At 67.5% G+C, this 20,720-nt stretch carries 18 protein-coding genes; 8 read left to right on the top strand and 10 right to left on the bottom strand.

The window, feature by feature from the left end; all coding sequences use genetic code 11:
- Nucleotides 1-102: 102 nt before the first annotated feature.
- A complete protein-coding gene (locus tag HWX14_RS10845) occupies nt 103-1,419 on the bottom strand; it encodes an MFS transporter (RefSeq protein ID WP_175882718.1) in 1,317 nt (438 codons plus the stop codon).
- Nucleotides 1,420-1,733: 314 nt separating this feature from the next.
- On the opposite strand from HWX14_RS10845, the gene HWX14_RS10840 reads away from it, so the two are divergent.
- On the top strand, nt 1,734-2,651 hold the full coding sequence (locus HWX14_RS10840; protein WP_175882717.1) for a LysR family transcriptional regulator: 918 nt from the start codon (nt 1,734-1,736) through the stop codon (nt 2,649-2,651).
- Nucleotides 2,652-2,817: 166 nt separating this feature from the next.
- Here HWX14_RS10840 and HWX14_RS10835 read toward each other — a convergent pair whose 3' ends face one another.
- Both HWX14_RS10835 and HWX14_RS10830 read right to left on the bottom strand, forming a co-directional pair.
- Entirely contained in the window at nt 2,818-3,465 is a 648-nt protein-coding gene (locus HWX14_RS10835; protein ID WP_175883553.1) for a glutathione binding-like protein, read from the bottom strand.
- A 174-nt stretch (nt 3,466-3,639) separates the two neighbouring features.
- Nucleotides 3,640-4,095, bottom strand: a complete 456-nt coding sequence (locus HWX14_RS10830; protein WP_175883552.1) for a MarR family transcriptional regulator — start codon at nt 4,093-4,095, stop codon at nt 3,640-3,642.
- Between the two features lie 92 nt (nt 4,096-4,187).
- On the opposite strand from HWX14_RS10830, the gene HWX14_RS10825 reads away from it, so the two are divergent.
- Entirely contained in the window at nt 4,188-5,240 is a 1,053-nt protein-coding gene (locus tag HWX14_RS10825) for an RNA-guided endonuclease TnpB family protein (RefSeq protein ID WP_175882716.1), read from the top strand.
- A 180-nt stretch (nt 5,241-5,420) separates the two neighbouring features.
- Here the strand turns inward: HWX14_RS10825 and HWX14_RS10820 are convergent, their stop codons facing one another.
- From HWX14_RS10820 to HWX14_RS10810, 3 genes are read right to left on the bottom strand one after another with little or no spacing between them, the layout of a single operon-like run.
- Complete coding sequence (locus tag HWX14_RS10820) at nt 5,421-6,917, bottom strand: efflux transporter outer membrane subunit (RefSeq protein WP_175882715.1); 1,497 nt, start codon at nt 6,915-6,917, stop codon at nt 5,421-5,423.
- Entirely contained in the window at nt 6,914-10,087 is a 3,174-nt protein-coding gene (locus HWX14_RS10815; protein WP_175882714.1) for a multidrug efflux RND transporter permease subunit, read from the bottom strand. Before HWX14_RS10815 ends, HWX14_RS10820 begins: the two co-directional genes overlap by 4 nt.
- Before the next feature lie 13 nt (nt 10,088-10,100).
- Nucleotides 10,101-11,303, bottom strand: a complete 1,203-nt coding sequence (locus HWX14_RS10810) for an efflux RND transporter periplasmic adaptor subunit (RefSeq protein WP_175882713.1) — start codon at nt 11,301-11,303, stop codon at nt 10,101-10,103.
- A gap of 79 nt (nt 11,304-11,382) precedes the next feature.
- Between HWX14_RS10810 and soxR the strand changes: the two genes are divergently transcribed.
- Nucleotides 11,383-11,862 (top strand): redox-sensitive transcriptional activator SoxR, encoded by a 480-nt coding sequence (soxR, locus tag HWX14_RS10805; protein ID WP_175882712.1) that lies wholly within the window; start codon nt 11,383-11,385, stop codon nt 11,860-11,862.
- A gap of 24 nt (nt 11,863-11,886) precedes the next feature.
- Here the strand turns inward: soxR and HWX14_RS10800 are convergent, their stop codons facing one another.
- Nucleotides 11,887-12,648 carry an SDR family NAD(P)-dependent oxidoreductase gene (locus HWX14_RS10800; protein ID WP_175882711.1) on the bottom strand — a complete coding sequence of 254 codons (762 nt, stop codon included), beginning with the start codon at nt 12,646-12,648 and terminating at the stop codon, nt 11,887-11,889.
- Nucleotides 12,649-12,762: 114 nt separating this feature from the next.
- Between HWX14_RS10800 and HWX14_RS10795 the strand changes: the two genes are divergently transcribed.
- A complete protein-coding gene (locus tag HWX14_RS10795) occupies nt 12,763-13,674 on the top strand; it encodes a LysR family transcriptional regulator (RefSeq protein WP_175882710.1) in 912 nt (303 codons plus the stop codon).
- Nucleotides 13,675-13,687: 13 nt separating this feature from the next.
- Here HWX14_RS10795 and HWX14_RS10790 read toward each other — a convergent pair whose 3' ends face one another.
- Nucleotides 13,688-14,341: a TetR/AcrR family transcriptional regulator gene (locus HWX14_RS10790; RefSeq protein WP_175882709.1), complete on the bottom strand. Its 654-nt coding sequence runs from the start codon at nt 14,339-14,341 to the stop codon at nt 13,688-13,690.
- Between the two features lie 145 nt (nt 14,342-14,486).
- On the opposite strand from HWX14_RS10790, the gene HWX14_RS10785 reads away from it, so the two are divergent.
- Nucleotides 14,487-15,779, top strand: coding sequence for an NAD(P)/FAD-dependent oxidoreductase (locus HWX14_RS10785; RefSeq protein ID WP_175882708.1), 1,293 nt, complete (start codon nt 14,487-14,489; stop codon nt 15,777-15,779).
- A 44-nt stretch (nt 15,780-15,823) separates the two neighbouring features.
- Nucleotides 15,824-16,213: a DUF3331 domain-containing protein gene (locus HWX14_RS10780; protein WP_175882707.1), complete on the top strand. Its 390-nt coding sequence runs from the start codon at nt 15,824-15,826 to the stop codon at nt 16,211-16,213.
- A gap of 3 nt (nt 16,214-16,216) precedes the next feature.
- On the opposite strand, the gene HWX14_RS10775 is transcribed toward HWX14_RS10780, so the two are convergent.
- On the bottom strand, nt 16,217-17,545 hold the full coding sequence (locus tag HWX14_RS10775; protein WP_175882706.1) for a dicarboxylate/amino acid:cation symporter: 1,329 nt from the start codon (nt 17,543-17,545) through the stop codon (nt 16,217-16,219).
- A 14-nt stretch (nt 17,546-17,559) separates the two neighbouring features.
- Here HWX14_RS10775 and HWX14_RS36735 point away from each other — a divergent pair, with 14 nt between their 5' ends.
- Nucleotides 17,560-17,685 (top strand): hypothetical protein, encoded by a 126-nt coding sequence (locus tag HWX14_RS36735; protein ID WP_279611807.1) that lies wholly within the window; start codon nt 17,560-17,562, stop codon nt 17,683-17,685.
- 10 nt (nt 17,686-17,695) lie between these two features.
- On the opposite strand, the gene ggt is transcribed toward HWX14_RS36735, so the two are convergent.
- Complete coding sequence (gene ggt, locus HWX14_RS10770; protein ID WP_175882705.1) at nt 17,696-19,447, bottom strand: gamma-glutamyltransferase; 1,752 nt, start codon at nt 19,445-19,447, stop codon at nt 17,696-17,698.
- 375 nt (nt 19,448-19,822) lie between these two features.
- Here ggt and HWX14_RS10765 point away from each other — a divergent pair, with 375 nt between their 5' ends.
- Entirely contained in the window at nt 19,823-20,701 is an 879-nt protein-coding gene (locus HWX14_RS10765) for a MurR/RpiR family transcriptional regulator (RefSeq protein WP_175882704.1), read from the top strand.
- Nucleotides 20,702-20,720: the final 19 nt, after the last annotated feature.

Genomic DNA, 20,720 nt, shown 5'->3' with positions numbered 1-20,720 from the left:
CGGCCGTCGCGGTAGGCCGCCGCCCGCGATGCTAAGCATCGGTTCGCGCGATACCCTGCATGCGGCCCGCGCCGATGGATCGCCGTCCCGGCCGTGCGGCCGCTACTCGACGCTCAGCGGCTCGCGCCGAAACTGTCGGCGCGCGACCACGCACGGCGCGCCGTCGTGCATGAACACGCTGGCGAGCAGCCCGAACGACGCCGCGAACAGCACGTACCAGGCGGGTGCGACGGGCGACCCGCTCGCGCGCGTCAGCCACGTGACGATGAACGGCGCGAAGCCGCCGAACACCATCACCGCGACGTTGTACGCGAGCGCGACGCCGGTCGAGCGCGAGCGGGTCGCGAACTGCTCGGCCAGCGTGGTCGGCGCCGGGCCGTAGCAGATGCCGATGATCGTGCAGATCACGAGCTGCATCACGAGCAGGCGCCCGATGCCCGGCGCCGCGGCCAGCCATGAGAACAGCGGATACGTGACCGTCAGCAGCGCGAACGTGCCCGCGATCAGGACCGGCCGCCGGCCGACGCGATCGGACACGATCGCCGCGACGGGTATCGTCACCGTCAACAGCGCGACCGCCGCCATCTGCACCTTGAACACCTGGTCGAGCGGCAGCCCGAAGGTCTTGTGCACGAACGTCGGCATGTTCACGAGCATCACGTAGAACACGGCCGTGCCGGTGATCGTCTGCCCCATCGACACCAGCACGCCGCGCAGGTTGTCGCGCAGCACGCGCGACACGCTCGCCGGCGGCTCGATCGTCGACTTGCTCGCGTCGAGAAACGCCTCCGTCTCTTCCATGTGCCGGCGGATCCACAGCCCGACCGGCCCGATCAGCAGCCCGAGCGCGAACGGCACGCGCCAGCCCCAGCTGTGCAGCGCCGCCTCCGACAGCGACTGCGTGGCCCACGCGCCCATCGCCGCGCCCGAGAACACCGCGACGCACTGGCCGATCAGTTGCCACGACCCGTACAGCCCGCGCCGGTTCGCGGGCGCGCTTTCGACGAGAAACGCGGTCGCGCTCGCGTATTCGCCGCCGGTGGCGAACCCCTGCAGCAGCCGCGCGACGACGATCAGGACCGGCGCCGCCGGGCCGATCGCCGCGTACGGCGGCGCGAACGTGATCAGCGCAATCGACAGCGTCATCAGCAGGATGATGAGCTGCATCGCGGCCTTGCGTCCCTTGCGGTCCGCGTAGAGCCCGAGCAGGATGCCGCCGACCGGGCGCATGAAGAAGCCGACGCCGAACGTCGCGAGCGACATCAGCAGCGACGCGTACTGGCTCTCGGCGGGAAAGAACAGCCGCGCGATGATGCCGGAGAAGAAACCGTAAACGATGAAGTCGTACCACTCGAGGGTATTGCCGACGACGGCGGCGATCACCTGCCGCCGTCGCGAGCTCCGACGTGAGTCGCGCATGCTTGTCTCCTGCAGTGTCGTGGTGCCGCGCCGCATGCGTGCCGCCTTCGGTGGCGGGCATGGGCGACCCGGCTTTCGCATCGCCGCCGATGCGGGACACGCACGACGGAACCGCCCGGCCCGTGCACGATCGGCGTGAATCGATGATAGGGACGCGGAAAACGCGCATCAATCAATGCCCGCGGCAGATGATTAGCCGGAGATTAAATGTCGCTTCTTCGGACTTCGCCGTTGGAAAAACCCGGTAATCCGCGCATTGTTGCGCCCCTGGTTCTGCGGCAGAATCGTCGGCCGCCCTTCCCGTCGTCCGCATCATGCGCAACCGCATCAACGAAGCGATCACGTTCCGCAAGCTCGAAGTGTTGCTCGCGTTCATGGAAGCCGGCAGCCTCGCGAAGGCGGCCGACGCGCTGGGCATCAGCACGGTCAGCGTGCACCGTGCGCTGCATACGCTCGAGGAAGGCATGCACTGCACGCTATTCCGCCACGAGGGGCGAAACCTGATCCCGACTGACGCCGCGCAGGTGCTCGCCGAAGTCGCGGGCGACGTGCTCAAGACGATGACGGACGGGATCCGTTCGACGCGCGAGGCGGCCGGCTATGGCGCGGGCCAGTTGAAGATCGGCTCGCTGTATTCGCTGACGATCCGCACCGTGCCCGAAGTCGTGATCGCGCTGAAGGAGCGCCGCCCCGAGTTGCAGGCCGAACTCGTGCTCGGCTCGAACGCCGACCTGCTCGACAAGCTCAGGCACGGCGCGATCGACGCCACGCTGATGGCGCTGCCCGAACCGGACGCCGAGATCGAATCGATCGCGCTGTTCGAGGACGAGATGTTCTTCGCCGCGCCGGTCGATTCGCCGTATGCGCAATGCGATGCGATCGATCTTCACGCGTGCGGCGACGAGCCGTTCGTGTCGCTCGGCGAAGGCTTCGCGACGCACCACGGTTTCACCGAGGCGTTCCGCGCGGCCGGCGTCACGCCGAACGTCGTGATGCGCGTGAGCGACATCTTCTCGCTGATCAACCTCGTGTCGGGCGGCGTCGGCTGCTCGCTGCTGCCCGGCCGCGTGCGCGACCTGTTCGCGCACCGGATCGCACTCGTGCCGCTCGCCGGACCGACGATCCGCCAGACCTTCGGCCTGAGCTTCCTGCACCGCCGCGAGCGAGACCCGAACCTGCTCACGCTCGCGACCGTCTGCCGGCTGACCGTCAAGGGGCCGAACGCGCGGTAACGCGTCGAGCGCTTCTGCCGCTTTTCAGTTCGCGCACGCATCGCATCGGATGCATCGCACCAGACGACTCCGCACGCCGCCCGCATGCGGCGTTTTCGTCCGACTGGATGACACGAAGCGTGCGTCTTGTCGCGATCATCGTCCACGCGGCGCGGGCGACGCGATGTCAGTGCGCCGCCTCGGCCGTCGGCGCGCGGCACGCGGCCAGGCCCCGTTGAACGGCCGGCCGCGCGGCGACATCGGCCAGCCAGCGCTCGACGTGCGGAAAGCCGGCAACGTCGAGATCGAGCTCGGCCGCCGTGCGCAGCCACGGAAATGCCGCGATATCGGCGATCGAATACCGCGACGACGCGAGATACGCCGATTCCGACAAGCGGCCGTTCACGACCCCGTAGAGACGCAGCGCCTCGTTCCGGTAGCGGTCGATCGCTTCCGCATTGCCCGTCTTCGATGCGCGCAGGAACCACCACAGCTGGCCGAGCATCGGCCCGATCCCGCCGATCTGGAAATGCAGCCATTGCTGGACCGCCGTGCGCTCGGCCAGCGTGTCGGGTTGCAGGCAGCCCGTCTTCGCGGCGAGATAACCGAGGATCGCGCCGGATTCGAATACGACGAGCCCCGTATCGTGGTCGACGATGGCCGGGATCTTGCCGTTCGGATTGATCGCGAGATACGCCGGGCTGCGCTGCTCGCCGGCGGACAGGTTCACCTGCACGCGTTCGTGGGCAAGCCCGGCCTCTTCCAGGTAGATCGCGATCTTGTGCCCGTTCGGCGTGTCGGCCGTATAGAACGTGAGGGAGTGCGTCGAGGTCATGTCGGTCCTTGTCATCGGTTTGTCGTTGCAACTGCAATCGTTGCAATTGCAATCCTATGCCGAAACCGATGGTGCCGGCGACATGCCAGTACTCGGAGGAGGGACATGCAGGATGCGCAACCCGGTCCGCTCGTACGGACGCCCGGTAGCGGCCGCGCCATGCGCCGAGCGCCGTTACTTCGCGTCGGCCGTCGCGTCGCGCGCCGCGGCGGTCGCGCGATCGAGCGCGGCGGCCATCGCCGCCCGCTCCTTGCCGGTGAACTGGTCGAGAAAAAGCTCCGCCACCGTCGACTGGTACACCTTCCACATCTTCTTGCGCAGCGTCCGCCCCTTGTCGGTGATGCTCGCGAACGCCGCACGGCCGTCGTCCGCCGAACGCGTGCGCGTGACGAGCCCCTCCTGTTCGAGCCGGTCGACGAGCCGCGTCAGGTTGTAGCGCTCGATCGCAAGCACGTCGGCTAGTTCATGCATGCGGCGCGTGCCGTCGGGGCCGCTTTCGAGCCCCCACAGCGCGTCGTACCACGCATACGCAGGCAGGCGGGCTGCCGCGAGGCGACGCTCGATCTCGCGGATCATCGTCCGGTGCGCGCGGACGAACGAGAACCACAGATCGGGTTCGGTTGCGTTCATCAGAATTTGCTCCGAGAAACCCCGTCCTTCAGGACGGGGAGGAAAGGGGTGCTGTTGACAGGCAGCTTCTTCCACGGGTTAGGATCACCTGCATGATCCTTGTCTACCGCTACCGGGTGAAATCGCTCAACGGACTGCTCAACAAGCAGAGCCGTGCGGTGAACTACGTCTGGAACTTCTGCAACGACACGCAGAAGCACGCGCTCAAGTGGGGCAAGAAGTGGCCGACGGGATTCGACCTGAATGTGCTGACGACGGGGAGCAGCAAGGAACTCGACATCCACTCCGGCACGATCAACGCGACGTGCGAGCAATACGCGAAGTCGCGCAGTCAGCACCGTCGGCCCTACCTGCGCTATCGCGGCAGGAAATCGCTCGGCTGGGTGCCGCTGAAGGGCCGTGACCTGAAGCGCGAGGGTGACGCGTTTCGCTTTGCCGGCAACACCTTCCGCGTGTTCAACAGCCGCCCACTTCCCGAAGGCAAGATCAAGGACGGGACCAACTTCGCGCAGGATGCACGCGGCAACTGGTTTCTCAACATCGTGATCGAGATACCCGATGTTCAGGCCCGCCCGGTCCGGTCCGGTGTTGGCATCGATCTCGGCCTGAAAGACTTCGCCACACTTTCGACCGGAGAAAAGCTGCCCAATGACCAGTTCGGTCGACGAGCGGCGGAAAAGCTGGCGAAAGCGCAGCGAGCGCGAAAGCACAAGCGACATATCGCGAAGCTGCACGCCAAGGTGGCAAATGCCCGTGCCGATTTTCAACACAAGCTCGCGCTCGATCTCGTGCGGCGCTTCGATTACATCGCGGTCGGCAACGTGTCGGCCGCAAAACTCGCCAGAACCAGGATGGCGAAGAGCGTCTACGACGCATCCTGGTCGTCCTTCCGGGACAAGCTCCGTTACAAGGCGATCGCGCACGGAGCCACGTTTGAGGAAGTCGACGAAAGCGGTTCGACCCAGTCCTGTTCGTCGTGCGGATCGAAAGACAGCACGACGCGGCCGAAAGGTATCGCGGGACTGCGAATAAGAGAATGGGCCTGCAGTGACTGTGGTGTCGAGCATGATCGTGATATCAACGCTGCGCTGAACATTCTCCGATGCGGACGTGCATCGCCAGGTGTGGGAATCCGCCGCCTTTAGGCGGTGGAGGACGTCAAGTCAGGTCGTTCCTCTCGCTTAATTGCAGTTGCAATTAAATTTTACCGCGAGAACGACGGCCCTTTCATACGCCCGCAATCGCATCCGTGTTGCCGCCGATCGGCAAGGCAGGCGTTTCGTCGCGCGACGCGGCGCCACGACCGCCGCGCCGCACTGCTCGCGTTACTTCACCTGCCCCGTGCCCGACGGCCAGCCGCCCGCGAGCGCCTTGTACAGCGCGACCGTCGATGCCGCGCCGCGCATCCGCCCGTCGGCCGCCGCGTCCTGCGCCTGCAGCAGCGTCCGTTGCGCGTCGAGCACTTCGTAGTAGTCGATCGCGCCGGCCGAGAAGCGGGCCTGCGCGAGCTGCGCGGCGCGCGCGCTGTCGTCGGCCGCGCGCACGAGGTGCGCGGTCTCGTCACGCGTGCGCGCGACACGCAGCAACGCGTTCTCGGTTTCCTCCAGCGCGCCGAGCACGGTCTGCCGGTACTGCGCAAGCTGGCCGGCCGCTTCCGCGTCGCTCGCGGCGATCCGCGCACGCACGCGGCCGACGTCGAGGAACGACCAATCGATGCCGAGCGCGATCAGGTTCGTATCGCTGCCCGCGCGGAAGAACCCGTAGCTGCTCGTCGCGCTGCCGAGCAGCCCGGACAGCGTGAAGCGCGGGAACAGGTCGGCGGTCGCGACGCCGACGCGCGCGGTCGCCGCATGCAGCCGCGCCTCGGCGGCCGCGACATCGGGGCGGCGGCGCAGCAGGTCGCCCGGCGTGCCGGGATCGATGTCGGCGGCGAGCGCCGGCAGCGGCACCAGCGTGCCCGTCTTCGGCCAATCGAAGCGGCCGATCAACGCATCCGGCGTCTGCCCGGTCAGCACCGCGAGCCGATGCTCGTCGACGCCGATCGCGGCTTCGTACACGGCGATCCGCGAGGTGGTCGATTCGTACTGCGCACGCGCTCGCGCCGCATCGAGTTCGGAGCCGCGTCCCGCGCCGACGCGCGCATTGATCAGCGCGAGCGTCTGCTTCTGGTTGTCGGCGTTGTCGCGGGCGATCCGCAACCGCTCCTGCGAGCCGCGCAGATCGACGTACGTGCTCGCGACCTCCGCCGCGATCGCGACACGCACCGCGCGCACGTCGGCCGCGCTGGCCGCCGTTTCCGCGCGCTGCGACTCGATCGAGCGGCGCACGCGCCCGAACAGGTCGAGTTCCCACGCGGCATTGATGCCGACGCTCGAGGTCGGCGTATCGCGCTGGCTGCGCGGCGCGCCGAACGCCTGATCCTTGCTCATCAGCTGATGGCCGATCTGGCCGCTTGCGGTGATCGTCGGATAGCGGTCGAACGTCGCCTGCGACAGCAGCGCGTTCGACGCGTCGTAGCGCGACACGGCCACCTGCAGATCCTGGTTCGCCGCGAGCGCCGCATCGATCAACTGCGTCAGCGCCGGATCGCCGAAGCCGCGCCAGAACGTGGCGTCGGCGTCGGCCAACGCATCGGGCGGCATATCGGGCCGTGTATCGGGCTGTGTACCGGCCGGCGCCGCGTCGCGCTGCGCCGCCGGGTGAACGTCGCGGGCGAACCGCGCGGCCGTGGTCGTATCGGGTCGTTTGAAATCGGGGCCGACCGCGCAGGCAGCGAGCGTCACCGACATCGCGAGCGCGGAAAGACGGAAAGCGGCGCTCATCGGTTTTCTCCTTCGAGGGTGCCGTGCTGTTCGCTCCAGACGGCCGGCGTGCCGCCCGCGAGCTTGCGGATCGCCACGTAGAACACGGGCGTCAGGAACAGCCCGAACAGCGTGACGCCCAGCATCCCGGCGAACACGGTGACGCCGGTGGCCGCCCGCACCTCGCTGCCCGCGCCGCTGCCGATCAGCAGCGGCACCGAGCCCGCGATGAACGCGACCGACGTCATCACGATCGGACGCAGCCGCAGCTTGCACGCTTCGAGCGCCGCGTCGACCGCGCCCTTGCCCTGGATCTCGAGCTCGCGCGCGAATTCGACGATCAGGATCGCGTTCTTGCAGGCCAACCCCATCAGCACGACCAGGCCGACCTGCACGAACACGTTGTTGTCGCCGCCGGACAGCCACACGCCGAACAGCGCCGCGCACATGCACACGGGCACGATCAGGATCACCGCGAGCGGCAGCGTCCAGCTCTCGTACAGCGACGCGAGCACCAGGAACACGAGCATCACCGCGAGCGGGAACACGACGATCGCCGCGTTGCTCTGCGTGACCTGCTGGTAGCTGAGGTCGGTCCATTCGAGCGTGATGCCGGGCGGCAGCACGTCCTTCGCGATCTGCTGCAGCTTCGCGATCGCCTGCGACGACGACATCGTCTTCGGATCGGCGTCGCCGATCAGGTCGGCGGCCGGATAGCCGTTGTAGCGGACAACCGGGTCGGGACCGTACGCGGGCCCGACCGTCACCATCGAGCCGATCGGCACCATCTCGCCCTTCGCGTTGCGCGTGCGCAGGTTCGCGATGTCGGCGGCCGTCTGCCGGTGGCCGGCATCCGCTTGCGCCATCACGCGATACACGCGGCCGAACACGTTGAAGTCGTTCACGTACATCGAGCCGAGATACACCTGCAACGTATTGAACAGATCGGTCAGCGCGACGCCCTGCGCCTTCGCCTTCAGGCGGTCGACCTTCACCTCGAGCTGCGGAATGTTCGCCTGGTACGAGCTGACCGGATAGCTCATCCCCGGCGTCTTCGCGACCGCGGCCTGGAACGCGGCGAGCGCCTTCTGCAATTCGCCGTAGCCGAGGCCGCCGCGATCCTCCAGATACAGCGAGTAACCGGAGCCGTTGCCCAGGCCCTGGATCGGCGGCGGCATCAGTGCATACGTAATGCCGCCGCCGATCGCCGCGAAGCGCGCGTTCAGGTCCGCGTTGATCTGCGCGGCGCTGCGATGACGCTGGTCGAACGGCTTCAGGATCACGTACGAGTTCGTGATGTTCGGCGTGTTCACGCCCTGCAGCGCATTCAGCCCGGCAAAGGCCGGCACCATCTCCACGCCGTCGGTGCCGAGCGCGATCTTCGTCATCTGCTCGGTCACCGCGCTGGTGCGCGCGAGCGACGCGCCTTCCGGCAGCTTCGCGCCCGCGAACAGGTACAGCTTGTCCTGCACCGGGATGAAACCGCCCGGCACCGCGTTGAACAGCAGCGCGGTCGCCGCAAGCAGCGCCGCATAGACCGCGAACACCACGCCGCGCCGCTTCAGCGTGCGACCGACGACGCCGTGATAGCGATCGGAACTGCGCTCGAAGAAGCGGTTGAACGGATGGAACAGCCAGCCGAATGCGCGGTCGAGCGCACGCGTCAACGCATCCTTCGGCGCGCCGTGCGGACGCAGCAGCTTCGCGGCGAGCGCGGGCGACAGCGTCAGCGAGTTGATCGCGGAGATCACCGTCGAGATCGCGATCGTCACCGCGAACTGCTTGTAGAACTGGCCGGTGACGCCCGACATGAACGCCATCGGCACGAACACCGCGCACAGCACGAGCGCGATCGCGACGATCGGGCCCGACACCTCGCGCATCGCCTGGTGCGCGGCATCCCGCGGGCTCAGGCCCCGTGCGATGTTGCGCTCGACGTTCTCGACGACGACGATCGCATCGTCGACGACGATCCCGATCGCGAGCACGAGCCCGAACAGCGTCAGCGTGTTGATCGAATAGCCGAGCAGGTAGAGCCACGCGAACGTGCCGACCACCGACACCGGCACCGCGACGAGCGGAATGATCGACGCGCGCCACGTCTGCAGGAACAGGATCACGACGAGCACGACCAGCACGACGGCCTCGATCAGCGTGTGCTGCACCGCGCGGATCGACTCGCGCACGAACACGGTCGGATCCCATACGGGGCGATACGCGACGCCCGGCGGGAAGCGCTTCGACAGCTCGTCGAGCTTCGCATACACGGCCTTCGCGACGTCGAGCGCGTTCGCACCCGGCGACAGGAAGATGCCGACCACGGCCGAATGCTTGTCGTTGAAATACGAGCGCAGCGTGTAATCGCCTGCGCCGAGCTCGATGCGCGCGACGTCGGACAGCTTCACGACCTGGCCGTCGTCGCCGTTGCGCAGCACGATGTCGCTGAATTCCTGCACCGTGCGCAGCCGGCCGCGCACGTTGATCGACACGAGGAAGTCGTTCTTCTTCGGCGACGGCTCCGCGCCGAGCTGGCCGGCCGACACCTGCACGTTCTGCTCGCGCACCGCCGCGATCACGTCGCTCGCGGTGAGCCCGCGCGACGCGAGCCGGTTCGGATCGAGCCACAGCCGCATCGCGTAGTCGCCGGAGCCGTACACGCCGACGTCGCCGATACCCATCAGCCGCGACAGTTCGTCCTTCACGTGCAGCGTCAGGTAGTTGCGCAGGTACAGCGAATCGCGGCTGTTGTCCGGCGAATAGAGGCTCACGTACATCAGCGGCGTGGGCGACTGCTTCTGCGTGGTCACGCCGTACTGGCGCACCTCGTCGGGCAGGCGCGACAGCGCCTGGCTCACGCGGTTCTGCACGCGCACGGCGGCCGTGTCGGGATCGACGCCCTGCAGGAACGTGACGACGACCTGCAGGCTGCCGTCCGACCCGGCGACCGACTTCATGTACATGATCCCTTCGACGCCGTTGATCGCCTCTTCCAGCGGTTCGGCCACCGACTCGGCGATTTCCTTCGGGTTCGCGCCGGGATACGTCGCGCGCACGACGACGCTCGGCGGCACGACTTCCGGATATTCGCCGGCCGGCAGCATCGGAATCGAGATCAGGCCGAGCGCGAAGATGACGATCGACAGCACGACCGCGAAGATCGGCCGGTCGATGAAGAATCGGGAGAAATCCATCACGTGTCTCCCGTTACTGCGCGGCCGGCGCGCCGGCGTCGGCCACGGCCTGCGTGCCGGCGCCGGGGTCCGCCGCCGCGCGCGCGGGCAGCGCCTTCGGCTTCACCTGCGCGCCCGGATAGTAGATGCGCTGCACGCCGTCGACCACCACGCGATCGCCCGACTGCAATCCCTTCTCGACGATCCGCTCGCCGTCGAGCTCGCGGCCGATCGTCACGTCGCGGCGCAACGCCTTGTCGCCGGGGCCGATCACGTACACGTACTTGCGGTCCTGGTCGGTGAGCACGGCCTTGTCGTCGACCAGCAATGCATCCTGGTCACGGCCGCTGACGAGCTGCACGCGCGCATACAGGCCCGGCGTAAACGTATGGTCCGCGTTCGGCAGCCGCACGCGTGCGCGGATCGTGCCGGTCTGCGGGTCGAGCCGGTTGTCGAGGAAATCGACGGTGCCCGCATGCGGGAAGCCCGTCTCGTTCGCGAGGCCGATGCGCACCGGATCGGCGCCGATCGCGCGATGCGTCGGATCGGCGCGCCGCGCGTTGTAGCGCAGGTAGCTCTGCTCGTCGCAGTCGAAATACACGTAGACCGGATCCTGCGACACGACGGTCGTCAGCAGCGTGTCGTCCGCGCGTGCGAGGTTGCCGACGGTCGCGACCGCGCGGCCGACGCGGCCCGCGATCGGCGCGCGCACTTCGGTGAAGCCGAGATTGAGCTTCGCGTCGGCAACGGCCGCATCGGCCGCCTGCAGATCCGCGCGCGCCTGCTCGGCGGTGGCGCGCGCGTTGTCGAGTTCTTCCTGCGACGTCGCATGCGCATCGATCAGCGTCTGCACGCGCTTGAGCTGCACGTTCGCGAGGCTCGCGGCCGCATGGGCCCGCTGCTGCTGCGCATTCGCACGATCGAGCGCGATCCGGTACGGGCGCGGATCGATCTCGAACAGCAGCGCGCCCTGCGCGACCACGTCGCCCTCCTTGTACACGACACGCTGCAGATAGCCGCTCACGCGCGGCCGCAGTTCGACCGCGTCGACCGCTTCGACGCGTCCGTTGAATTCGTCCGCGAGGCGGACGGTGCGCGGCGCGACGGTGGCGACACCGACTTCGGGAAGGGGGTAAGCGGACGATGCGCCTTTGCCGTCGTGACAACCCGACAACGCCAGCAACAGGGCGCAGGCGGCGCCCAAAGGCGGCGTCCTGCGTAGGGAAAAGGAGAGCATGATGCCTCGCGACGGGTTAAACTGCCGCGTAGCATAAAAGTTGAAGTTAACTTCAAGTCAAGCATTCCCGGAGGGCGTCATGGGTATCCAGGAAACCCCGCAATGGCCGCTGATGTCGATCCGCGAAGTGGCCGCGCGCAGCGGCGTGCCGGCGTCGACGCTGCGTTTCTACGAGATGCGCGGGTTGATCAAGTCGCACCGCAACGGCTCGAGCCATCGCCACTATTCGCGTGCGGTGCTGCGGCTGATCGCGTTCATCGTGTTCGCGCAGAAGATCGGCTATTCGCTCGACGAAATCGCCGAACAGCTCGTGAGCCTGCCGGAAGACGCCGCGCCGACCAACAAGGACTGGCAGCGGCTGTCGCGCGGCTGGAAGCAGCGCGTCGCGAGCCGGATCGAGGAACTGCAGCGGCTCTATATCAACCTCGACGAATGCATCGGCTGCGGTTGCCTGTCGCTGAAACGCTGCAAGCTGACCAACCCGGAAGATCGCGCGGGCCGCAACGGCCCTGGCGCGCGACGCTGGCTCGGCGACAAGACGCCGACTGATTCCGAATGACGTGCCGGGCGGGCGTGCTCGGCGTCACCCGACGCGCCAGCCGCCGTTCACCGCGATCGTCGCGCCCGTGACGAACGACGCGCGCGGCCCGGCCAGCCACGCGACCGCATCGGCGACGTCGTCCGGTTGCCCGGCGCGGCCGGCCGGCGTCTGCACGCGGATCATCGCCGCGACGGCCGGCGCGACCCCGCTGTCACCGAACAGACGCGTGCGGGCGATATAACCGGGCGCGACCGTATTGACCGTCACGCCGCGCGGCCCGAGTTCGCGTGCCAGCGCGACGGTGAACCCTTCGACGCCGGCCTTCGCGGCCGCATACGCGAGGCCGCCCGGCAGCAGGCTGCCGGCGCGCGCGGCAATCGAGCCGATGTTGACGATGCGCGCGGCGTCGCGAGTCAGGTGCGGCAGCACGGCCATCGTCGTCAGGAACAGGCTCTTCAGATTCGCGTCGAGCACGGTATCCCACACGGCCTCGGCCTCGCTCGCCTGGGTATCCGCACCGACGCGGCCGGTCAGCCCCGCATTGTTGACGAGTACGTCGATACGCGGCCACCTTGCGGCGATCGCTGCGACTACCGCGTCCGCGTCGCGCCGCACGCTCAGATCACCCGCCTGCCCGATCGTCTCACCGCCGAGACGCTCGACGGCCGCGTCCAGCCGCGCGACGTCGCGCCCGACGATCGCGACGCGATACCCGTCCTGCACCAGCCGGCTCGCGATCGCGAAGCCGATCCCGCTCGACCCGCCCGTGACGATCGCCGTGCGTTGCTGTTCGTTGCCCGTCATGACCTGCCCTCCTTTCCTCGAGTGTTGACGGTTGGTGACGTTTGCAGTGTGGACAACGCCCAGCGATAGGTAAAATACGAATCCAATGACGGCTTGATATGGAAAAGGTATCGCATGATCGATCTGCGCCAGTTCCGGCAATTCATCGCGGTGGCCGAAACGCTCAGCTTCCGGCGCGCGGCCGAGCGGCTGCACATGGCTCAACCGCCGCTCAGCGCGGCGATCCGCAAGCTCGAGGACGAACTGGGCGTCGTCCTGCTGGAACGCGACAACCGCGGCGCGCGGCTCACGCCAGCGGGCGAAGCGTTCCTGCTCGAAGCGCGGCGCGCGCTCGAACAGGCCGAGCGCGCGGTAGCCGTGGCGCGCCGCGCGGGCGCCGGCCTCGGCGGCACGCTGCGGCTGCGCTTCGTCGACAGCACGGTGAATGCGCTGTTGCCGCTGATCCTGCGCGCGTTCCAGGAACGGCATCCCGACGTCGATTTCCAGCTGGAAGAAGGCACGACCGCCGAGCAGGTGCTCGCGCTCCGTCAGGACCGCACGGACGTCGGCCTCGTCGTGCTGCCGGTGGCCGATGCCGGCGACGTGCAGGTCGAGCCGCTGCTGCGCGACCGGATGGTGGCCGCGCTGCCCGACGGCCACCGGCTCGCGCGCCGCCGTCGCATTGCGCTGGCCGAGCTGGCAGACGAACCCTGGGTCATGTTTGCCGCGCATCACGGGCCCGGCATGCACGCGCTGATCGTGACCGCGTGCGCGCAGGCGGGCTTCGCGCCGCGCGTGGTCCAGCAGCCGCGCCAGATGCAGACGACGGCCGGGCTCGTTGCGGGCGGCATCGGCGTCGCGCTGATGCCGCGCCTGTTCGTGCCGATGCGGCCGCAAGGCATTACGTTCTGCGAACTGAAGGAGGCGGGCAGCCCGCTCGCGTACGAACTGGCGATCGCATACCGCACGCCGTCGCCGCTCGTCGATGCGCTGCGCGACACCGCGCGGAACGCGGTGCGCGAACTGGGGCTGGTTGCGGCGACGTGAGCGCGCGCGGCGCTCAGACGCTCAGGATGCTGAACACGACGCCGAGCACGGCCTCGCGGAACGCCTCCGGCCGCGTCGGCAGCGACGTGTATTCCAGCATCATGTGGCTGTACGACACCGTCGTGCCGATCGCGCTCGCGATCATGAAGAACAGCACGTTCGGGTCGACCGGACGGATCGCGCCGGCCTCGACCGCGTCCGCCAGCAGCGGAAACATCGCGTCGTGATACGGGCGCACGATCCGCTCCTGCAGCCGGTCGAGCCGCGCGCCCTCCTCGGTTGCCGCCGTCGAGAAGAACATGCCGATGTCCGGCTCCGCGAATTCGTGATCGACACACAGCGCGAGCGCGCGCCGCACGCGCTCGCGATGCGGCAGCGGCGACGTGCGCAACGCACGCAGCGCGTCGAACATCGGTTCGGCCAGCTCGACGATCTGCTCGACGACCGCCAGCCACAACGTTTCCTTCGTACCGAAGTGATGGGCGATCAGCGCCGCGTCGACGCCCAGCTCGCGCGCGACTTCGCGCACGCTCGTCGCGTCGTAGCCGCGCTTCGCGAACGTGCGGCGCGCGGCCCGCAATATCACGTCCGGACCGACGGACGCCTCCGCCAGCGGCCGTCCGCGCGTACGCCGCTTCGACGGCGCGCGCTCAGTGACTTCTGCCACGTTTTTCCTGCTCCTTGAACGATTCGAATGCCCGTGTCCGGTCCCTGAATTACCTACCGTCGTCGGGCGGCCTGCCCCGCTCCGTTGACACGCGGAGCCGGAAAGCGCTAGGATCATACCTTATTCATCACGTGATGATTTATCCATGACAACCCCTACACGCATCGTCATCGTCGGCGGCGGGATCGCCGGGCTGCAGCTCGCGACCCGTCTGGGCGAGCGTCTCGGCCGGTCCGGGCGCGCGCAGATCACGGTCGTCGATCGCAGTCCGACGCACATCTGGAAGCCGATGCTGCACACGATCGCGGCCGGCACGCGCGACGTCCAGCAGCAGCAGGTGATCTTCCTCGCCCACGCCCGCGACCACGGCTACACGTACCAGCCCGGCGAAGTGAAGGGGCTCGATCGCGCACGCCGCCGCGTGCAGCTCGGCGAAATCCGCTCGCAGGACGGCGACGTCGTGGTTGACGCACGCGAACTCGAATACGACGTGCTGATCCTCGCGCTCGGCAGCCAGGCCAACGATTTCGGCGTGCCCGGCGTGCGCGAGCACTGCTACTTCATCGACAGCCAGCAGCAGGCGGAGACCTTCAACGAAGCGTTGCGGATGCGCGTGTTCCGCAGCATCGCGCGCGACGAGCCGTTTCGCGTCGCGATCGTCGGCGCGGGCGCGACGGGCGTGGAACTCGCGGCGGAGCTGAGCCGTTTGCTGGAAGTGGCGCAGGCGTACGGTGACGAAACGGTGCGCGAGCGGCTGCAGCTCACGCTGCTCGAAAGCGGCCCGCGCATCCTCAATGCGTTTCCGCCGCGGATTTCCGCGTCGGCCCAGCGGCGGCTCGAACAGATCGGTTTTCGCGTGCTGACGTCGACGCGCGTCACGTCGGCCGACGCGAACGGCTTCCACTACGGCGACGGCTCGTTCGCCGAAGCGGACCTGATGGTCTGGGCGGCCGGCGTGAAGGCGCCCGATTTCATGCAGGGGCTGGGCGGGCTCGACACGAACCGCGCGAACCAGATCGTCGTCGGCGCGACGCTGCAGGCCACCGGCGACGAGCACGTGTTCGCGATCGGCGATTGCGCGAGCCTGCAGCTCGACGGCCAGGAACGGCCGCTGCCGCCGACCGCGCAGGTCGCGACGCAGCAGGCCGAGCACCTCGCGAAGCACCTGCCCGCATGGCTGGACGGCACGCCGCTGCCGCCGTTCGCGTTCCACGATTTCGGCGCGCTGGTGTCGATCAGCGATTACGACGCGTTCGGCACGCTCGGGCAGTTCGGGTTCTTCCGCGGCGGCTTCATCCAGGGGCGCTTCGCGCAATTCAGCCACCTGATGCTCTACCGGCGGCACCAGCAGGCGCTGCACGGTTTCTCCAAGGCGACCTTGCTGTGGATCGCCGAACGGATCAACGGCTGGGTGCAGCCGCGCATCCGCCTGTCGTGATGCCGCGCGTCGCGGCACCGCGTAACGTTTCGAGGAACAGAAACATGAACAATCGTGTAGCGCCCTGGCTCATGACCGTCGCCGCCATCGGCAGCTTCGACATGCCGTCCGTCTCGTGGGGCGGGCCGCGGCGGCGCAGCGTCACGCGCGACCGGCTGCCGTCGTGGGACGCGACGAGCAAGCCGACCATCAGCGTGCTCGAACGGCCCACGGCCGACACCGTGATGATTTCGTGGTGCGACGCGTGCACCGGCCACTACGGCTACCAGAAGTGGCGCCTGTTCACGACGCGCAAGCGCGGCGTGTGCGCGCTGTCGGGTCGATCGATCGAGATCGGCGACAGCGTCTATGCGCCGCAACTGCTCGGCTCGACGCCCGGCAACGCCGCCGCGATGGTGCTCGCGACGTGCATCGACGACGCGCTGGCGGCCTGAGCGTCAGGTCGACGTGGTCTGACCGGCGCCATAGGCCGGCTCGCGGCTCTGCCGTTCGAGTTCGGCATCGAGATGCGCGGCATGCGCATTCGCTTCGGACTCCGACATCAGCGCGCCTTCCCACTTCGCGACCACCGCGCTCGCGATCGAGTTGCCCACCGCGTTGGTGGCCGAGCGGCCCATGTCGAGGAACGTGTCGACACCGAGAATCAGCAGCAGCCCGGCTTCCGGGATGTCGAACTGGTGCAGCGTCGCCGCGATCACGACGAGCGATGCGCGCGGCACGCCGGCCATCCCCTTCGACGTCAGCATCAGGATCAGCAGCATCGTGATCTGCGTGCCGAGCGACAAGTGGATGTTGTACGCCTGCGCGATGAACAGCGACGCGAACGTGCAGTACATCATCGAGCCGTCGAGGTTGAACGAATAACCCATCGGCATCACGAAGCTCGAGATCTTGCGCTTCACGCCGAAGCGGTCGAGCGCGTCGAGGATCTTCGGATACGCGGCTTCGGAGCTGGCCGTCGCGAACGACAGCATGAACGCTTCCTTGATCAGCACGAGCAGCTTGAACACGCGGCGGCCGAGGAACAGCAGCCCGGCCGCGACGAGCGTGGCCCACAGCAGCACGAGGCTCACGTAGAAGTCGCCCATGAACACCGCGAACTTCAGCAGGATCGACAACCCGTTGACCGCGACGGTCGACGCCATCGCGGCCATCACCGCGAGCGGCGCGAGCTTCATCACGTAGCCGGTGATCTTCAGCATCACGTGCGCGAGCTGGTCGATCGCGGCGACGAGGATCTTGCCGCGCTCGCCGAGCGCCGCCAGCGCGACGCCGAAGAACATCGAGAACACGACGATCTGCAGGATCTCGTTGTTCGCCATCGCCTCGGCGATCGACTTCGGCACCATGTGGCCGACGAAATCCTTCAGCGTGAACTTGGACGTCGCGAGATGCGCGGACGCGCCGATGTCCGGCAGCGGCAGGCCGAGGTTCTCGCCGGGCCGCAGCAGGTTCGCCATCAGCAGGCCGAGCAGCAGCGAGATCAGCGACGCGGTGACGAACCAGCCGAGCGCCTTCACGAACACGCGCCCGACCGACGACGCATCGCCCATGTGCGCGATGCCGACGACCAGCGTCGAGAACACCAGCGGGCCGATCACCATCTTGATCAGCCGCAGGAACACGTCGGACACGAGCGAGATGTAGCCGGCGATTTCCGCGGCTGACTGCTTGTCCGGAAGCTGCGTGTAGATCAGGTAGCCGGTCAGGATGCCGGCTGCCATCGCGAGCAGGATCCAGCCTGCCGCGGACATTCGTTTGTTCATGAGGAATTCGCCGCATGGCGATGGAGTTGACGGAAAAAGGCGCGCGGCCGCTCAGGCTGGCGGATGTCCACCGCCGGACGCGCTGCCGCCGCACCGGCATTCGCGGCAACGCGAACGCCGGCGGCAGCGATTCAGCATGAAACGATCGGGTCAGTAGCCGATCGCCGAACCGGCCGGACGGCGCGGGTCGTTGTAGCCGTAGATGAAGCCGACACGCACGTTGCCGGACACGGACGAATCGTTCCCGGAACTCTGGCGGCTCGCCGCTTCGGTGCCCGGCAGGCCGACCATGATCAGCTCGGCGGCGCCCCACGGCGTCTGCTCGACCATCTTGTAGCCCATGTTGCGCAGGATCGCGAGCGTGTCGGGCGACAGGCCGTAGGTCTCGTAATAGACCGCGTCGGGCAGCCACTGGTGATGGATGCGCGGCGCGGCGACCGCATCCTGCGGCGTCATCCCGTAGTCGATCACGTTCAGCACGGTCTGCAGCGTGATCGTGATGATGCGCGAGCCGCCCGGCGAGCCCACCACCATGAACACCTTGCCGTCCTTCTTCACGATGGTCGGCGCCATCGACGACAGCGGGCGCTTGGCCGGCGCGATCGAGTTGCGCGTGCCCTGCACGAGGCCGAACAGGTTCTGCGCACCGACCTTCACGGTGAAGTCGTCCATCTCGTCGTTCAGGAAGAAACCCGTGCCCGGCGCGATGACCACCGCGCCGAAGCGGCCGTTGACCGTATAGGTCGTCGACACCGCATTGCCGTCGTGATCGACGATCGAGTAATGCGTCGTTTCCGGCTTCTCGTGCACGCCGACGCCCGGCTGCACGTCGACCGACGGCGTCGCCGTATCGGCATGGATGCTCTTGCGGATCTGCGCCGCGTATTCCTTGCTCGTGAGCTTCGCGATCGGGTTGTCGATGAAGTCCGGATCGCCGAGCAGCATGTTGCGGTCTTCGTACGCGTGGCGCATCGCTTCGGTCATGTAGTGGACCGCCGCGGCCGAGTGGTAGCCGAGCTTGCGCAGGTCATACCCTTCGAGGATGTTCAGCGTCTCGCACATCGTCACGCCGCCCGAGCTGGGCGGCGGCGCCGACACGAACTCGTAGCCGCGATACGTGCAGGTCAGCGGCGCCATGTCCTGCGCGCGATAGGACGCGAAATCGGCCGCCGTGATCACGCCGCCGCCGCGCTTGGCCGCCGCCTCGACGATCTTCGGGATCTCGCCGTGATAGAACGCGTCGGGCCCCTGCTCCGCGATGCGCTCGAGCGTGCGCGCCAGATCCTTCTGCACCAGGCGGTCGCCCGGCTGCAGCGCCGAGCCGTCCGGGCGCAGGAAGATGCGCGCGGCTTCCGGATCCTTCCTGAAGCGCTCGACCGTCGTGTCGAGGATGTCGGTATCGCCGCGCGTCAGCACGAAGCCGTCGCGCGCGAGCCGGATCGCCGGCGCCATCACCTGCTGGCGCGTCAGCTTCCCGTACTTGCGCTGCGCGAGATCGAGACCGGCCACCGTGCCCGGCACGCCGACCGCGCGATAGCCGTACAGGCTCTGGTCCGGAATGACGTTGCCCGACGCATCGAGATACATGTTCGCGGACGCCGCGGCCGGCGCGGTCTCGCGGAAATTGATGAAGCGGTCGCGACCGTCGGCCAGGTGGATCGTCATGAAGCCGCCGCCGCCGATGTTGCCGCAGCACGAGTTGGTCACGGCCTGCGCATAGCCGACGGCCACCGCCGCGTCCACCGCGTTGCCGCCCGCCTTCAGGATGTCGACGCCGATCTGCGACGCGAAGTGCTGCGACGACACGACCATGCCGTTCTTCGCTTCGACCGCCGGGTCCGACGCGGCGAACGCGCACACGCTGATCGCCGACAACAGGGTGAGTACTACGAGCCGCCTCATGACGGAATCCTCCAGACAAGTAAACCGGGCCGTGCCGCACTGCATCGGCGCGCGACTGCGTATCGATGCCGCCCATTCGGCATGTAATAAACGATACATTCCAGCGAGGCCGCGATCATAACACCCGCTTTTTTACGCCAAAACCTAGGGTAATCACTGAACTTAAAGCGAATTTGTCGAGGTGCGCCCGTGGGTGTATGTTTGTTTCATTACACATATGAACGTATTCGCCGATGTGACGATACGTCCCTCTAATTTCAGACCGGACGCGGCTGGCCGCACGTCGATCGGCTAACATGCGTGCAGTTGCCGGCAGACGCACGTCTGCCGTGGGTCGTTCAATTCATTCAATTCAGATAGAGAGCCGGAGTGCCGATGGGGACGAGCATCAGGGCGTTGCTGTTATCCCAGATGGATAGCTTCACGCCGTCGGAACAGAAGGTCGCGCAGGCATTGCTGGATCGCTACCCCAGTCTCGGGCTGGGCCCGATCGCGCAGTTTGCGAAGCAGGCGGAAGTCAGCGACCCGACCGTGTTCCGCTTCGTCGTCCGGATCGGCTTTCCGAACTACTCGTCGTTCCAGCAGGCGCTGCACGACGAGATCGACACCGCGATGAATTCGCCGCTCGCGCGGCTGGATGCGTTCCACTCGGAAACGGGCATGCGCGACAGCCATGCGGCGATTTTCCAGCGGCTGTCCGAATCGCTCGCGACCACGATCGAAGGGCTCGACGCGGCCGCGTTCGACGCCGCGGTGGCGGTGCTGTCCGATGCGGACGTGCGCGTTTTCTGCGGCGGCGGGCGCTATACGGCGCCGCTCGCGTCGCTGTTCTCGTTCACGCTGGCCTATACGCGGCCGCACGTGCAGTACGTCGAGCCGAACGTGAATCTCTCGTCCGTCGCGCTGGCCGACATGGGGCGCGACGACGTGCTCGTGATCTTCGACTTTCGCCGCTACCAGAAGGACAGCATCCGCTTCGCGCAGGCCGCGCACCGGCTCGGCGCGCGGATCCTGCTGATCACCGACGAATGGCGCTCGCCGATCGGCGAATTCGCGGAAATCGTGCTGCGCATCCAGGGCCGGCCTTTCGCGATGCTGCAGACCAACGTGCCCGCGCTGGCGCTCGCCGAAGCGCTGGTGATCGGCGTGACGAACCGGCTGCCGGAACTGGCGCGGCAGCGGATGGAGAAGATCGAGCAGCTCAATGCGGGCGGGATCGAGTGGGATACCAACCAGCGCGATTTGCCCGAATGACGACGGGTCGCCATTCGGG

Origin of the sequence: Burkholderia sp. BCC0044, assembly GCF_902832955.1 — a bacterium.
Classification (GTDB): Bacteria; Pseudomonadota; Gammaproteobacteria; order Burkholderiales; family Burkholderiaceae; genus Burkholderia.
The sequence above is the reverse complement of the archived record's forward strand: the minus strand, read 5'-3'. Positions and strand labels throughout refer to the sequence as shown.

What these genes read in the sequence shown, in the direction of transcription:
- HWX14_RS10810 (WP_175882713.1), bottom strand. Translation starts at nt 11,303, where the DNA reads ATGCTCTCCTTTTCCCTACGCAGGACGCCGCCTTTGGGCGCCGCCTGC.
- soxR (WP_175882712.1), top strand. Translation starts at nt 11,383, where the DNA reads ATGGGTATCCAGGAAACCCCGCAATGGCCGCTGATGTCGATCCGCGAA.
- HWX14_RS10830 (WP_175883552.1), bottom strand. Translation starts at nt 4,095, where the DNA reads ATGAACGCAACCGAACCCGATCTGTGGTTCTCGTTCGTCCGCGCGCAC.
- HWX14_RS10775 (WP_175882706.1), bottom strand. Translation starts at nt 17,545, where the DNA reads ATGAACAAACGAATGTCCGCGGCAGGCTGGATCCTGCTCGCGATGGCA.
- HWX14_RS10845 (WP_175882718.1), bottom strand. Translation starts at nt 1,419, where the DNA reads ATGCGCGACTCACGTCGGAGCTCGCGACGGCGGCAGGTGATCGCCGCC.
- HWX14_RS10765 (WP_175882704.1), top strand. Translation starts at nt 19,823, where the DNA reads ATGGGGACGAGCATCAGGGCGTTGCTGTTATCCCAGATGGATAGCTTC.
- HWX14_RS10780 (WP_175882707.1), top strand. Translation starts at nt 15,824, where the DNA reads ATGAACAATCGTGTAGCGCCCTGGCTCATGACCGTCGCCGCCATCGGC.
- HWX14_RS10820 (WP_175882715.1), bottom strand. Translation starts at nt 6,917, where the DNA reads ATGAGCGCCGCTTTCCGTCTTTCCGCGCTCGCGATGTCGGTGACGCTC.
- HWX14_RS10815 (WP_175882714.1), bottom strand. Translation starts at nt 10,087, where the DNA reads ATGGATTTCTCCCGATTCTTCATCGACCGGCCGATCTTCGCGGTCGTG.
- HWX14_RS10835 (WP_175883553.1), bottom strand. Translation starts at nt 3,465, where the DNA reads ATGACCTCGACGCACTCCCTCACGTTCTATACGGCCGACACGCCGAAC.
- HWX14_RS10840 (WP_175882717.1), top strand. Translation starts at nt 1,734, where the DNA reads ATGCGCAACCGCATCAACGAAGCGATCACGTTCCGCAAGCTCGAAGTG.
- HWX14_RS10795 (WP_175882710.1), top strand. Translation starts at nt 12,763, where the DNA reads ATGATCGATCTGCGCCAGTTCCGGCAATTCATCGCGGTGGCCGAAACG.
- HWX14_RS10825 (WP_175882716.1), top strand. Translation starts at nt 4,188, where the DNA reads ATGATCCTTGTCTACCGCTACCGGGTGAAATCGCTCAACGGACTGCTC.
- HWX14_RS36735 (WP_279611807.1), top strand. Translation starts at nt 17,560, where the DNA reads ATGGCGATGGAGTTGACGGAAAAAGGCGCGCGGCCGCTCAGGCTGGCG.
- ggt (WP_175882705.1), bottom strand. Translation starts at nt 19,447, where the DNA reads ATGAGGCGGCTCGTAGTACTCACCCTGTTGTCGGCGATCAGCGTGTGC.
- HWX14_RS10785 (WP_175882708.1), top strand. Translation starts at nt 14,487, where the DNA reads ATGACAACCCCTACACGCATCGTCATCGTCGGCGGCGGGATCGCCGGG.
- HWX14_RS10800 (WP_175882711.1), bottom strand. Translation starts at nt 12,648, where the DNA reads ATGACGGGCAACGAACAGCAACGCACGGCGATCGTCACGGGCGGGTCG.